Here is a 13,324-nt window from a genome sequence, read left to right on the forward strand (position 1 = left end):
TCCAGATTTAAATCCAATAGAAAATATGTGGTCACGAGTCAAGGCGATTCGAACTAAGTTTAGAGTTAAAGATATTGATAAATTATTTAAAGATTACTGTAATGATTTATTTGGTATTTAGCTATAGGGTATTTAAGATGTTTTTAAAAAAATTATTAGCTACAGTTTTATTTGCATTTGTTTCTTTCAATACTACAGCCGGTGTGTATCAGGATAAACTAAGTGAATGTTTGGTAAATAAAATTTCAGCAAAAGAGAGTCAGAACTTAACAGCTTGGATTTATTTGGCATTTTCAGCACATCCAGAAATTTCTAAATATAGTAAAGTAACGCCAGTTGAGATACAAAAAATTGATAAAAATATGGCTATTCTATTTCAAGATTTATTTACTAAACGTTGTAATGCTGAAATCAAAGCTGTTACAGAAAATGAAGGAACAAATGCTCTAGGTAAAGCATTTGAACTATTGGGAAATCGTGCAGCTGAAAATCTGATGAAAAATCCAATTGTTGAAAAACGTATTGCATCATTTGCGCAATATTTTGATGAAGATAAAATGCGTCAATCTATGAAATAATTGAAGAGATTAGACCTAACAAAATTTATCCTCTTAAGCTTAGTTAGGTCTATATGGTTAAATAAAAGATTAAATTTTTAGAAATTATAAGGAACTTTTTAAATTATTTTGATGTTCTTTAACTTGTTTTGCATAACGTTTGCCTTGTTTTTTCATTTTTCGATTGGTGTTATAAGCAGTAGGTCCGACATTATAGTAGGCTAAAGCTTTTGGCATGCTGCCAGCGGCATTTTTATATTTAGTTAAAATAAATGACCCACAATTAATATTGGTTAATTCGTCATATAAATCCCCAGGGCATGTTGCTTGCCAATAACGTGGCATCACCTGAGTTAAACCGACTGCACCTGCAGGAGAACTGACATAAGGGCGGAAAGTTGATTCTTGGCGAATAACGGCAGCCAGTAGTAAAGGATCTAAGTTGTATTGATCGGCAGTTTGCACAATGTAGGGTGACACTCGATTTGCAGTTTCAGGATTGACTGAATAGGCCTTTTGGATCCCTGATGAAAGTTTAACTGCACGTTTTTCTACAGAGCCACCACCTAGTGATGAACATCCAGAAATCAGGGTTACAGATATAATAACAGTTGAAAACTTTAAGCTGTGAGCGCTTAGGAGCGACGAAAGACGAGTTGAAAGGCGAGTTTTATTCAGTACATTCTGCATTTATATTCACTTTAAAATAATCATGGCTAAGTGTAATTTCTAAAGCGATATTATGAACTGGAGACTTAGAGGTCAATATTTTCTTAAGATGCTCTGTACAGTGAAATTGTAAGAATTGATGGAAATGTACTCAAATTACATGATTTTTTAAGTGAAGAGAGAAAAAGATCGTGTTAATTGAATCAGTATTTCTCTCTTAACATGGTACTTATTAAGATTATGGGAACATTCAAATCCCGAGAACTTTAGTTATAAAAAACTAGAATATCCATTCATCAAATAACTGTATTTGATAAAGCTGTAAATCTTTCCAGTGAAATTTGTAGAATCTAATTTTATTTAAAGCGTTTTAAGCATCCAAATTTCGCATGCTTGGCTATGACCTGTATTGCCCTTGGGAGCTTGTAAGTGTTCAAATCCTACTTTTTCATAGAGTTTCACCGCTTGCCCAAGTGTATGTGTAGTTTCTAAATAACATGCTTTAAAATTATGATCTTTGGCGAATTGAAAACAAAGTTCTAAAATATCTTTGGCTAAGCCATGACCACGTAATTCAGGCATAAAATACATTTTTTGGATTTCTAAAATGCTTGAGTCTCCAACTAAAGGAGAAAGGCCGCCACCACCTAAAATTGTACCGTGTTGATTTTCAATAACCCAATATTGTGCATTTGCTTGCGCATAAACGTGATATAAATCATCTAAAATTGGATCTGCAACGGCAAATCCTGATTCAGGTGCTAATCCAAATTCTTTGGAAACTGTGCGAATGACATTGGCAATGCTTGCATTATCTTCAATTTGAAGTGGTCGGATCTGAAACATAATCATCGAAAAACAAAAAGATGGATTGTTTTATAGACTGATCCTATATAAAAATCCATCTTTAAGTTTCAAATTGCTCAAGCAAAGTAATTATTTTAATTCGCTTGAACTTTTACCCAGTTCACGTCGTGCAACGATTAATTGTTGAATTTGCTGTGTTCCTTCAAATATATCAAGGATTTTTGAATCACGTGCCCATTTTTCCAATAATTCATCTTCGTTATAACCAACTGCCGCTGCGAGCTCTACACACTTTAACGTGATTTCATTACCTACACGGCCTGCTTTTGCTTTAGCGATGGATGCTTCACGTGAGTTAGGTTTTTTGTTGTCGGCCATCCATGCGGCTTTGAGCATGAGTAGACGTGCTGCTTCCCAGTCTGCTTCCATTCGGTAGATTTGTGCAGCAATATTCGAGCTTTGTAAGATCGGTGTTGAATACTGCTCATCTAGTTCATCTTTGAAGATTTCTTTAATTCGCTCTAAAGATGCCTTTGCACAGCCTATAGCCATCGCAGCAACGAGTGGGCGAGTATTATCAAAAGTTTCCATAACCCCAGCAAAACCCTTTGCTACATCAATTTCAGCATTGCCTAATAAGTTTGCAGCAGGGACACGACAATCTACAAAACTAATGGCAGCAGTATCAGAAGCTTTAATACCCAATTTATGTTCTAGGCGTTCTACAGTCATTCCTGGTGTACCTTTTTCAACCACAAAGGATTTAATCGCTGCTCGACCTAATTTTTTATCTAGCGTTGCCCAAACCACCACTGAATCAGCACGTTCGCCCGAGGTGACAAAGATTTTTTCACCATTGAGTATGTATTCATCACCATCTTTCGTCGCTGTTGTCCTAATTGCAGCAGAATCAGAGCCGCAATTGGGTTCTGTAATGGCCATAGCGGCCCAAGTTCCTTTTAAGCGTTCTAGTTGCTCATCATTGGCTACTGCTGCAATAGCCGAGTTTCCAAGCCCTTGGCGAGGCATACTGAGTAACAGGCCTGTATCTCCATAGCACATTTCGATGATACTGAGGGCTGTTGACATATTGACACCGTTTTTATTACCCGTGTCTGTGTCGCCACGTTTATTGACGGCGGCACCTGCATTCATGCCATCACCGCCATCATTCATACCGTCAACGAGGGAAGATAACATATCTAACTCTTTAGGATAGGCATGTTCGGCTTTGTCATATTTACGTGAAATAGGGCGTAGAACATTTAAAGCGACTTCATGGGCTTGGTCGATCAGCAATTTAAATTTTTTCGGATTTTGTAAGTTCATGGACATTTCCTTGTTTTTATTTTGCTGAATTATGCATGTAAGCCAGATTGAAGAATCGCTGTGGCACGTAAGTCTCGATACCAACGTTCTACGGGATGTTCTTTGGTAAAGCCATGACCACCTAATATTTGCACGCCATCGGTCCCAATTTTCATTGACTTTTCAGCACATAGCACGCGGGCTAAATAGGCTTCACGATGAAATGGCTTGCCGGCTTCGGCTAGACTTGCTGCGTTTAGGATGAGCATATGCATGGCATCAATTTCGATTGCCATATCTGCAATCATAAATGCCACACTTTGACGGTGCGAAATTGGCTCTCCAAAAGCTGTACGTTCGTTTGCATATTGAATGCAATATTTTTTGACTGCAGTTGCGGTGCCAACAGCCATGGCACACCACATTAAGTTGCCAAGATCGATAAATGAGGTGTAATTGAAATCTTGATCGCCTAAGCGTTGGGCAGGGGTCTGATCAAATTTTAAAGTTACCGTTTCAGTGGCTTTCAAACCCATAGCAGGTGTTTTTTTTGCGCTAATGCTCTGGTCACGTTGCACAATAAAAACTTCAGGCTGCCCATTGAGCATGGCACTCACTAACAGCACATCTGCCTGTTCACCTAGAAGGACTAAGGTTTTCTCCCCACTGATTTTATACTGCTGGCCATCAGCAATCGCGTGAGTTTTAAGTTGATAGGGATTAAATGCCGCTGTTGCCTCTTGAACCGCAAAGCTTGCACGTAGGGCTGAATCATCTGCAAATGCCGCTAAGTAGGTTGCTTGAACAGATTCGGAACCCCATTGGGTGATGGCATTGATGCAGCTAAACGTCGACAGTAAACCTGCTGTTAAACTAAAGTCACCTTCAGCCAATTGTTCAGCAATTAAGATATTGCTAATGATATTTTTTTCTGCCGCGACGCCACCCAAATCTTCAGGTAAGGCATAATAATTTAGACCTAGATCTTGGATATGTTGCCATAACGCTTCAGGAAATCTTTCCTCTTGATCGGCTTGATGAGCAAGTGGATACAAGACTTCTGTGGCAAACTGCTGCATCGCATCAGCAGTCATTTGTTGTTCTTCAGTCAGGTTTAAATCAAATAATGATTTTTGTTGATTAGGCAAACGTTGCTTATGCACATCTTTGTTGGTCTGAAATACTTTTTGCGTCTGGCTCAGGGTTTTAAAACCAGCTTTTGAGCTTTGATACAAAGATTTTTCAACAAATTTGCGCAGTTTAAACTGATCGAGTACATCACTTCCGGCAATTTTCGTTAAAAGTGAGAGTCCAAATCCTTGTGCCTTGTTTACCATATTGGTCATTGTTGTTTTCCATTTGCGTTGTTCTTATTTAATGCTGACATGCCAAAGATAGAAAAACCATGTCATAAATGACATGCATGATTGTCAAAGATAAACGGCGAGATTAGGTGGGATTCGATAGCTAAATGATTAATTAAGAATAGAAAAGTAAAAAGGCTTAAAAGTATTGTTATTTTAAAATTGACTTGGCTGACATTTGAGTCAGCCAAGTTTTAAGGTCTGTATTGAATGATTATTGATATTTTTGAATCATACGACGAACATTGGTTTTTGCTTCAATGACGGTCATAAAGGTATATGCACCGATAAATTTACGGCTAATAAACATAAACTCTTTAGGTGGAACTGAGAAATAGCGAGATGCCATCGATTTTGACGCTTGTTGCATCACACGGCTATGTAATTGGCTTTTTTTCCAGTCATAGCGTTGTTGTTCGTCCATAACACCAGCAGGGATGTTTGGGTTATTTTCAGTGCTACTAAATGCCTCTGTCGCTAACAAAAAGACTTTAGCCATATCAGGTTTAATACTTTGTGGAATACCATCAAAGAACTCATAACCTGTCATCGCTTTGACCATTTGCTCAGAGCTGTGATGGTAACCCGCGGTAATCAAATTACGCGCAACGCCTAATAGATGCTCATCGAACTGACGGATCGCACCAAAGTCGAGGAGAACAATTTTATCTGGCACATCCGCACCATTGCCTAAACGGACCAAATAGTTTCCGAAGTTAGGGTCGGTTTGCATTTCACCCCATTCAAAAATTTCGCGTACGGCAATTTCAAGTGATGCTTCACCTAAGGCATTACGGCGCTCTTGAGGAAGTGATAGCATTACAGGGCTATTAATCGGCACACCACGTTCAAAGGTCATACACAGCACTTGAGGTGTTGAATAACCTTCAATGATTTGCGGCACGATATAGCGTGGGTCTTCTTTTAAGCGTGCTGCAAAACGGCGAGTGGTATCTGCTTCGATTTTATAATTTACTTCACGATGCATCATTTCACGAACTTCATCAAACCACTGATCAAATTCACGCGTTTGAGGCACCATTCGTGTCAGTTTGAGCATGTTTTTGAATAGATTCATATCCGAATCGATGGCATCTGCCACACCCGGATACTGGATTTTTAAAACCAGTTCTAAACCATCAGATTTACGTTTTGCACGGTGAACTTGTGCCAAAGACGCAGTGCCAAGTGGCTCATGATCAATCACGAGATCATCAAGTTTTGAGCCAAGTTGATTTTGTAATTGGACTTTGATGGCTGGCCATGCCAATGCAACTGTTTGATTGTTCAAGGTGTTGAGGGCTTGGGTGATTTCTTCAGGCAGAAAATGTTCACCATACAACGCCATCATTTGCCCAATTTTTACAATTGAACCTTTTAATTTACCAATTTCTGCGACGAGATATTCAGCCTGATCTTTCATGGCTTTTTTACGCTTTTTCTCTTTTTCTTCTTCACTCGAAAAAATAGAAGTGGCGTTTGATGCTGCCCAACGAGTTCCCGCAAGTAGCGATGCCTTTGCGATAGATAAGCGTCGATCCATAGAAGACGTTTTCAAGTGTTTGAGCTTATCGTTCTGATCTGACATGTAAATTAAATCCTTTAATCAGCAATTCGCAGAAAAATACATTGTAGCTAATTTTAACGTTTCTTAACGTATTAAAATAGTTCAACTTACTGAATATGCAGTAAGCATTTGCAAACTTAAGCAAGATGCCACGTAGACAGGCACATTGGAAATAAAACTATAAACGATATTTGATTTTTACCGTATCATTTTGCATCAATGCAGCTTTATGTTCTTCAATATGTTGATGAATAAGATGTTGGACAGATTCGTCTTTAAATCCGGCAGCATAACCTTTGACAATAATAATGCTCGGTAAGCTAAAAAATAGGGTACGTGCGTTTTCTAGACTCGCATCAGGGAAAACTTGATGTTCGATCAGTAGTTGCTGAAAAAATGCCTTTTCAGTTTGCACGTTTAAAGACTGAGTGTCTTCCCAATAGCTTTGACGCATAGCCATGAGGTTATTGTGCTTATAGCTCATTGGAGCTCCGCATTTAAAATTTAACTGTTTGTATGGGGATGATTTTAAGAAAATAAAGCTTAGGATCAAGTACAAATTGCTAAACAATTGAGCTTGAATTGGTTTTTATTCGTAATTTTCATCTATTTGGTTTTATAAAATGCTGAAGAAAGGCCTAAAGTACACATTTCATTTCAGTGAATGTATCAGACCTCATATATACGGTTATGAAATGCTTTCAAGCGGTGAATAATGCCGTATTTTTATTATAAATAGCATCAAAACAAGGTATCATAGGGCGTTTAAAAAATTATGAACTGGAGACGCCTTAAGTGGATCGACCGACTATTAGCCCTGAACATTTACAGGAAGCAGCTGAAAACCTATCTACAATTCGTGATTATATCCGCTTTGGGGTAACAGCTTTACGTCAATATGATGCCCACTTAGGACAAGGTACAGAAGACTATTTTGCTGAAAGCTCAGCATTGGTTTTACAAACGTTATCTCTAGATTGGAATGCAGATGCGGAAATCTTAGATGCGAAATTATTGCCAAGTGAAGTTGCAGAATTTTTAGCATTGTTAGAACGTCGTATTAATGAAAAAGTTCCAACGTCTTATTTACTTAACTTGTCATATTTTTTTGGTAAGCCATTTTATGTCGATGAACGTGTACTGATTCCACGTTCTCCAATTGCAGAGTTAATTGAAAACCGTTTTGCGCCATATTGCTTAGGTGAAAATGGCGAAATGGGTGCTGCAGTTAATAATCTACCTGAAAATGCCAATCCAAAAACTCCTCAGCGCATTTTAGATATGTGTACGGGTTCGGGTTGTATCGCGATTGCTTTAGCTTATGCATTCCCAGACGCTGAAGTTGATGCAACAGATTTATCTAAAGATGCACTCGAAGTGGCACAAATTAACTGTGAACACCACAATAAACAATATCAAGTGGCTTTACTTGAGTCTGATTTATTCGCCAAAATTCCAGCAGAAAATCAATATGATTTGATCGTGTCGAATCCACCATATGTGGATGCTGAAGACATGGCAGATTTACCAGAAGAATTCCACCATGAACCTGAAATGGCGCTTGCTGCGGGTCAAGACGGTTTGGATCTTGTGCGTAAAATGTTGGCACAAGCTGCAAATTACTTGACTGAAGATGGCTTAATTGTGATTGAGGTGGGTAACTCAGAATGGGCAATGCGTCAAAACTTCAATACCGTTGATTTTTACTGGTTACAGTTCCAAAAAGGCGGTACAGGTATCTTTGCATTGACTGCTGCTCAATGCCGCGAATACCGAGATTTATTCATTCAATCTGTTCAAGCATAAGGAGTCGTTTGACATGGCAGGTAATAGTATAGGGCAACTCTTCCGTGTAACGACTTGTGGTGAATCTCATGGCGTTGGTCTGATGGCCATTGTGGATGGGGTTCCACCGGGTATTAAACTGACTGAAGCCGATTTGCAAAAGGATCTGGATCGTCGTAAGCCGGGCACATCTAAGTTTGCGACTCAGCGTAAAGAACCCGATGAAGTTGAAATTATTTCAGGCGTATTTGAAGGCAAAACGACCGGTACATCGATTGGTCTATTGATCCGTAACACAGATCAAAAATCAAAAGATTATGGCAACATTGCACAAACCTTCCGTCCGGGGCATGCAGACTATACGTATACACATAAGTATGGTTTCCGTGATTATCGTGGTGGTGGCCGTTCGAGTGCTCGTGAAACTGCGATGCGTGTTGCTGCAGGTGCGATTGCTAAAAAATTCTTGTTTGAGAAATTCGGTATCGAAATTCGTGGTCATGTAACGCAAATTGGTACCGAAAAAGCACAGAAATTGGACTGGAATGAAGTTCCGAATAACCCATTTTTCTGTGGTGATGCAGATGCCGTCCCACGTTTTGAAGCTCTCGTAACGTCACTTCGTGAACAAGGAACGAGCTGTGGCGCCAAACTGGAAATTATTGCGACGCAAGTGCCAGTTGGTTGGGGCGAGCCTGTATTTGATCGTTTAGATGCAGATATTGCACATGCCATGATGTCCATCAATGCCGTAAAAGGTGTGGAAATTGGTGATGGCTTTGGTGTTGCTGAGCAGTTTGGTCATGAAACACGTGATGAGTTAACTACGGATGGTTTCTTGGCAAACCATGCTGGGGGCATCTTGGGTGGTATTTCGAGTGGTCAGGACATTCGTGTTGCGATCGCCTTGAAACCAACAGCTTCCATTACTACGCCGGGTAAAACCATCACGATTAATCGTGAAGATACTGATGTGTTGACCAAAGGTCGCCATGATCCTTGTGTCGGTGTTCGTGCGACACCAATTGCAGAGGCGATGTTGGCAATTGTGCTTATGGATCACTTCATGCGTAACCGCGCACAAAATGCGGATGTAGTCGCACCATTTGCCCCAATTGAACCCAAGTGAGGAAACAAAGCGCTGCTTTGTTCCGAACGCGGTTGGTGAGTAGCGTTAGCGAGTCACAGTAGATAAATAACAAAGCGTTGCTTTGTTCCGAACGCGGTTAGTGAATAGCGTTAGCGAGTCACAGTGGATAAATAACAAAGCGTTGCTTTGTTCCGAACGCGGTTGGTGAATAGCTTTAGCAAGTCACACTGATGAGAAAATTGCATAAAAAAACCAGACAATTGTCTGGTTTTTTTATTTCGGTAAACTAGGCCTATGAAAATAAATAGCAAAAAAATATGAATATACGAAATGCTTTACTTGGTGATATTCAGCAGCTTGAAAGCTTAATGAATACAGCCTATCGGGAAAATCATCCCAAGAGTTGGACGACAGAACATCATATTGTTCGAGGAAATCGAATAAATGTGTCTCAACTCAGTCAACTCTTACAAAAAAGGGATTTTCATTTATATGTGATTGAGTCGGTACATGCGCAGATCATGGGGTGTATTGGTATTCAAATGCAGGGGAAGAGCTGTGAAATTGGTCATTTTGCAATTCATCCAAATGAGCAAGCTCAGGGCTTAGGAAAAAAATTATTGCAATTTGCAGAACAGCAAGCGATGTTGATTGAACCCAATGTTGAAGAATTTGTGATGTATGTGATTGATCGGCGTTTAGAATTAATAAAATATTATCAACGACGTGGCTATAAGCTTACAGATGAAAATCAAGCCTATCCTCTTCATCTAGAGGTAGGTCAACCGATTTGTGAACTGACAATTAAACAATTAATTAAACGAATAAAATAAAGACCATGTGATGCATTTGATCAATTTATAAAGCGAGATGAATAAAAAATCCCCAAAAAACATACACTAACTTTTGGGATTTTGATTTTAGACTATTTGGGCTTAAGAGTAAGCACGTAAAAATAGTCGGTAGGCATCTGATGATTTTTGGTTTTTTAGCATATAGTGTGCGATTTCACCTTGGTTGGTATTCATAATCACCGCAATATCTTTTGCGTCACAAAATTGTTTAAGCACAGTATCTGGGATCATCACGGTATTAGAAGAATCAATCACATTTGAATTATCTAAGCGACCATAATTTGTTTGACCTATTGCAGGATAAGACAATACTTTGCCGTCGATCACAAAAGATATTTCATTCATATCAAGCTGCTGTTGATCATAAGAATGCAGTGAAAGTGCATACTCACCTTTATTCTTTTGCTAATCAATTGCAAGTTCAGGACATTTTTGTCCAGTACAGTAATTGACCTCGAGTAATGGTTCGTTGGATTACGTTACTGTTTTCAACGGTATTCACACCTTTTAGCTTCAAGGTTCTTGTTTCAGGTTTATTTTTAGGTACGGTAATACAACCTGTGAGTAGTAGGAGTGTAAATCCTAGAACTAAATAATTTTTCATGTGTTTTTCCATGTTAGCGTTATTTTTATAAGCAATATTTATTTTGGCGCATATTCACACAGAAAAAACAAAAAAGTAAAATACATCACACTTTTCTAGTTTTGTTTGAGCACTGCTTTGATATAAGTGGTCGATATTCAAATAAAAAAATATTATTAAGTGATGTAAATCTTATTTCATTGAAATTTAGATAACTTAAGTAAGATCTGTGATTTTGCGCTATCAATCTGCTCGGGATTGGTTTGTCGAGACAATTGGTCACGTGGTTTTTCGCCTAAAAAATATTTGATCCGTTCAGCATTCGCACCCGATGGATGGGGAAGTCCTGCTAAAATCTGCTGATCTTTTAAATAGCCTAAGCTGCTTACATAATTTAAAACCTCATCTACACCTTTGCCTAGCGGTATATAAATTGCGTTCGGAAGCTGTTGAATCATAGGAATAAAATAATCATCAATATGTTGTTTTAATAATTCATTTTTCAACATTGCGGGCGTTGAGCCTGCATAATTTTTTCCATTGACCAAAATACATTGCTGTAAAACCGAACACATTTGCACCATATCTTGATGATTGCTAAATAGCTCTGCAGTGGTCTGTATGCCTAATTGATTCTGTAATCCAATATGATCTAGCAGTTGAGTTAAATTTTTACGAATAGGACCACTAAAAGCACCACTATTCTTGGCAAGTTTAAGTATGTTTTCCTCAGATAATTGCTGCTCTACGCCGTCCTTCGCTGCAATTAATGCATTACGCCATTGTTGTTGGCCTGGGCAGATGCCGACGATGACCACTTTTGCATCATGATTTATGGCCTCGAATGGTGCATAAAAGCTTTGAATAGTTCCCAGAGTTTTAAGACGGAGTAAATCACTTTGAGTTAATTCTTCAATAGAATGTGTTTTGATCACAGATGCAAAGCAAGAGAAAAGGGTAGAATCCGACATAAAACTTCAATCTTTCTAGATATAAATTTCATTCAGTATTTTAAACCTTTATTTTAAAGATGAAGTATTTAGGTATAAAAAAATTGATTTTAAATTTATAACCTAATAACTTAAATCGATATAAAAATATTATTTAACAATATTGACCCAAATAGGACTTGAGATTTGGTACAAATATTGCTCATATCTAACTAAGGCAATACCAAGATGAATGCCGAATAAAAAAACGAATGGATGATTGCAGGAGAGAAGCACAGATCGTGCTCGCCGAAGGAGCAAGTTCCCCCAGGAAACTCTCAGGCAAAAGGACTGTAATCATATAAAAATCTGGAGAGAAGTAGGCTAGACCTACTCACCGAAGGGGAAGGTTCACATTGCTTCGCAAGGAACCAAAGCTCTCAGGTAACAATGACAGATGGGGCGAACATAGGAAATATAATTTCCAAGGAGCCTATATGTGTCATATTGTTGTGATTGGTGCAGGTATTACTGGGGTAACGACAGCTTACGAACTCGGATTACTCGGTTATCGTGTCACTGTGGTCGATAAACATCTTTATCCTGCGATGGAAACGTCGTTTGCCAATGGTGGACAATTATCAGCGTGTAATGCTGAAGTCTGGAACCAAAAAGCAACGGTAGTGAAAGGCATCAAATGGATGTCACAAAAAACCGCGCCATTATTATTAAATCCAAGTTTTAATCTACACAAATATTCATGGCTCTTTGAGTTTATGGGGCATATTAAAGATTACCGTGAAAATACTCACGAGACCGTCCGTCTTGCATTGATGGCACGTCAGCGTTTATTTGAAATTGCTGAGCATGAAAACTTGCAGTTTGATTTAGAAAAACGCGGCATTTTACATTTCTTTCATAATCAACATGATTATGAGGTGGCGACTCAAGTTAATAATATGCTCTGTGAAGGTGGTTTAGAGCGTCATCCTGTGACATTAGCTGAAATCCGTGACATTGAGCCTAGTCTGACAGGTGAATACTATGGAGGCTTTTATTGTCCGGGTGATGCCACTGGAGATATCCATAAATTTACAACGCAGCTTGCCAAAGCAACGGAACGCTTTGATGTGAAATATATGTGGGGTTTTGAGGTGACTGACTTTGAGCATCATACAAAAGGTGTCAATGTTCGATTAAAAGCCAGTGATGAAAATATGGAAAATCCTGATGCAGATAGCATACTTGAGGCAGATGCTGTAGTGGTCTGTGGTGGCGTAGGTAGTTATGAACTTGCACATAAACTCGGTGATCGCGTAAATGTGTATCCAGTCAAAGGATATTCAATCACCATTAATTTAAATGATGAACAAAGTCAGGCCAATGCGCCTTGGGTAAGTCTGTTGGATGAAAGTGCCAAAATTGTGACTTCACGCTTAGGTGCAAATCGACTCCGTGTTGCAGGTACGGCAGAGTTTAATGGCTATAACCGAGATATTCGTGCCGATCGCATTCAGCCTTTAATTGATTGGTCGAATCGTAATTTTAATCTATCAACAGAACATGTGGTGCCGTGGGCGGGTTTACGACCAATGATGCCCAATATGATGCCAGTAGTGCATGCAGGTAAGCGAGATCATATTTTCTATAATACAGGGCATGGTCACCTTGGATGGACTTTATCTGCGGCAACAGCTGCAATGATCAGCCAGCAAGTGCAGCAAACACATCCGATTTAACTGACATATTGTAGACATCAAAAAAGCCTCAATGTTGAGGCTTTTTTGTATTTTTCTAAGTCATTCGAATTT

General features: G+C 38.9%; 13 protein-coding genes and 1 riboswitch. Of the genes, 5 read left to right on the forward strand and 8 right to left on the reverse strand.

Annotated features, from left to right (window positions below; all coding sequences use genetic code 11):
- The first annotated feature begins 137 nt into the window (after positions 1–137).
- Entirely contained in the window at positions 138–578 is a 441-nt protein-coding gene (locus FTU38_RS14185; RefSeq protein WP_180005580.1) for a hypothetical protein, read from the forward strand.
- An 84-nt stretch (positions 579–662) separates the two neighbouring features.
- Here the strand turns inward: FTU38_RS14185 and FTU38_RS14190 are convergent, their stop codons facing one another.
- From FTU38_RS14190 to FTU38_RS14215, 6 genes are all read right to left on the reverse strand, one after another.
- The gene (locus FTU38_RS14190) at positions 663–1,247 is read right to left on the reverse strand and encodes a lytic transglycosylase domain-containing protein (RefSeq protein ID WP_180111653.1); all 585 of its coding nucleotides are present in this window, start codon (positions 1,245–1,247) and stop codon (positions 663–665) included.
- A gap of 339 nt (positions 1,248–1,586) precedes the next feature.
- The gene (locus FTU38_RS14195; protein ID WP_180109162.1) at positions 1,587–2,072 is read right to left on the reverse strand and encodes a GNAT family N-acetyltransferase; all 486 of its coding nucleotides are present in this window, start codon (positions 2,070–2,072) and stop codon (positions 1,587–1,589) included.
- Positions 2,073–2,162: 90 nt separating this feature from the next.
- Positions 2,163–3,362, reverse strand: a complete 1,200-nt coding sequence (locus FTU38_RS14200) for an acyl-CoA dehydrogenase family protein (protein ID WP_180005578.1) — start codon at positions 3,360–3,362, stop codon at positions 2,163–2,165.
- Positions 3,363–3,391: 29 nt separating this feature from the next.
- Complete coding sequence (locus FTU38_RS14205; RefSeq protein WP_171263801.1) at positions 3,392–4,678, reverse strand: acyl-CoA dehydrogenase family protein; 1,287 nt, start codon at positions 4,676–4,678, stop codon at positions 3,392–3,394.
- A gap of 241 nt (positions 4,679–4,919) precedes the next feature.
- Positions 4,920–6,293 carry an AarF/ABC1/UbiB kinase family protein gene (locus FTU38_RS14210; protein WP_180005577.1) on the reverse strand — a complete coding sequence of 458 codons (1,374 nt, stop codon included), beginning with the start codon at positions 6,291–6,293 and terminating at the stop codon, positions 4,920–4,922.
- Positions 6,294–6,450: 157 nt separating this feature from the next.
- Positions 6,451–6,756 (reverse strand): hypothetical protein, encoded by a 306-nt coding sequence (locus tag FTU38_RS14215; protein WP_078191029.1) that lies wholly within the window; start codon positions 6,754–6,756, stop codon positions 6,451–6,453.
- Positions 6,757–7,067: 311 nt separating this feature from the next.
- Here FTU38_RS14215 and prmB point away from each other — a divergent pair, with 311 nt between their 5' ends.
- The 3 genes from prmB to FTU38_RS14230 all read left to right on the forward strand — a co-directional run bounded on the left by prmB (position 7,068) and on the right by FTU38_RS14230 (position 9,980).
- A complete protein-coding gene (gene prmB, locus FTU38_RS14220) occupies positions 7,068–8,078 on the forward strand; it encodes a 50S ribosomal protein L3 N(5)-glutamine methyltransferase (protein ID WP_180111655.1) in 1,011 nt (336 codons plus the stop codon).
- A gap of 13 nt (positions 8,079–8,091) precedes the next feature.
- Positions 8,092–9,186 (forward strand): chorismate synthase, encoded by a 1,095-nt coding sequence (gene aroC / locus FTU38_RS14225; RefSeq protein WP_180109164.1) that lies wholly within the window; start codon positions 8,092–8,094, stop codon positions 9,184–9,186.
- A gap of 278 nt (positions 9,187–9,464) precedes the next feature.
- Entirely contained in the window at positions 9,465–9,980 is a 516-nt protein-coding gene (locus FTU38_RS14230) for a GNAT family N-acetyltransferase (protein ID WP_180005575.1), read from the forward strand.
- 102 nt (positions 9,981–10,082) lie between these two features.
- Here the strand turns inward: FTU38_RS14230 and FTU38_RS16895 are convergent, their stop codons facing one another.
- Complete coding sequence (locus FTU38_RS16895) at positions 10,083–10,346, reverse strand: hypothetical protein (RefSeq protein ID WP_257225731.1); 264 nt, start codon at positions 10,344–10,346, stop codon at positions 10,083–10,085.
- A 435-nt stretch (positions 10,347–10,781) separates the two neighbouring features.
- Positions 10,782–11,555, reverse strand: a complete 774-nt coding sequence (locus FTU38_RS14240; RefSeq protein WP_180005657.1) for a hypothetical protein — start codon at positions 11,553–11,555, stop codon at positions 10,782–10,784.
- A 231-nt stretch (positions 11,556–11,786) separates the two neighbouring features.
- Positions 11,787–11,877: riboswitch (glycine riboswitch) on the forward strand.
- Between the two features lie 133 nt (positions 11,878–12,010).
- Here FTU38_RS14240 and FTU38_RS14245 point away from each other — a divergent pair.
- Positions 12,011–13,252: a D-amino acid dehydrogenase gene (locus tag FTU38_RS14245; RefSeq protein WP_180003788.1), complete on the forward strand. Its 1,242-nt coding sequence runs from the start codon at positions 12,011–12,013 to the stop codon at positions 13,250–13,252.
- The last annotated feature ends 72 nt before the right edge of the window (positions 13,253–13,324 follow it).

The organism is Acinetobacter sp. YH12098 (assembly GCF_013419235.1).
Lineage (GTDB): Bacteria > Pseudomonadota > Gammaproteobacteria > Pseudomonadales > Moraxellaceae > Acinetobacter > Acinetobacter amyesii.

Excerpts from the sequence above, each read along its gene's own strand:
- FTU38_RS14245 (WP_180003788.1), top strand. The coding sequence starts at position 12,011 with ATGTGTCATATTGTTGTGATTGGTGCAGGTATTACTGGGGTAACGACA.
- FTU38_RS14240 (WP_180005657.1), bottom strand. The coding sequence starts at position 11,555 with ATGTCGGATTCTACCCTTTTCTCTTGCTTTGCATCTGTGATCAAAACA.
- FTU38_RS14215 (WP_078191029.1), bottom strand. The coding sequence starts at position 6,756 with ATGAGCTATAAGCACAATAACCTCATGGCTATGCGTCAAAGCTATTGG.
- FTU38_RS14195 (WP_180109162.1), bottom strand. The coding sequence starts at position 2,072 with ATGTTTCAGATCCGACCACTTCAAATTGAAGATAATGCAAGCATTGCC.
- FTU38_RS14200 (WP_180005578.1), bottom strand. The coding sequence starts at position 3,362 with ATGAACTTACAAAATCCGAAAAAATTTAAATTGCTGATCGACCAAGCC.
- FTU38_RS16895 (WP_257225731.1), bottom strand. The coding sequence starts at position 10,346 with ATGAATGAAATATCTTTTGTGATCGACGGCAAAGTATTGTCTTATCCT.
- FTU38_RS14190 (WP_180111653.1), bottom strand. The coding sequence starts at position 1,247 with ATGCAGAATGTACTGAATAAAACTCGCCTTTCAACTCGTCTTTCGTCG.
- FTU38_RS14230 (WP_180005575.1), top strand. The coding sequence starts at position 9,465 with ATGAATATACGAAATGCTTTACTTGGTGATATTCAGCAGCTTGAAAGC.
- FTU38_RS14210 (WP_180005577.1), bottom strand. The coding sequence starts at position 6,293 with ATGTCAGATCAGAACGATAAGCTCAAACACTTGAAAACGTCTTCTATG.
- FTU38_RS14205 (WP_171263801.1), bottom strand. The coding sequence starts at position 4,678 with ATGGTAAACAAGGCACAAGGATTTGGACTCTCACTTTTAACGAAAATT.
- FTU38_RS14185 (WP_180005580.1), top strand. The coding sequence starts at position 138 with ATGTTTTTAAAAAAATTATTAGCTACAGTTTTATTTGCATTTGTTTCT.
- aroC (WP_180109164.1), top strand. The coding sequence starts at position 8,092 with ATGGCAGGTAATAGTATAGGGCAACTCTTCCGTGTAACGACTTGTGGT.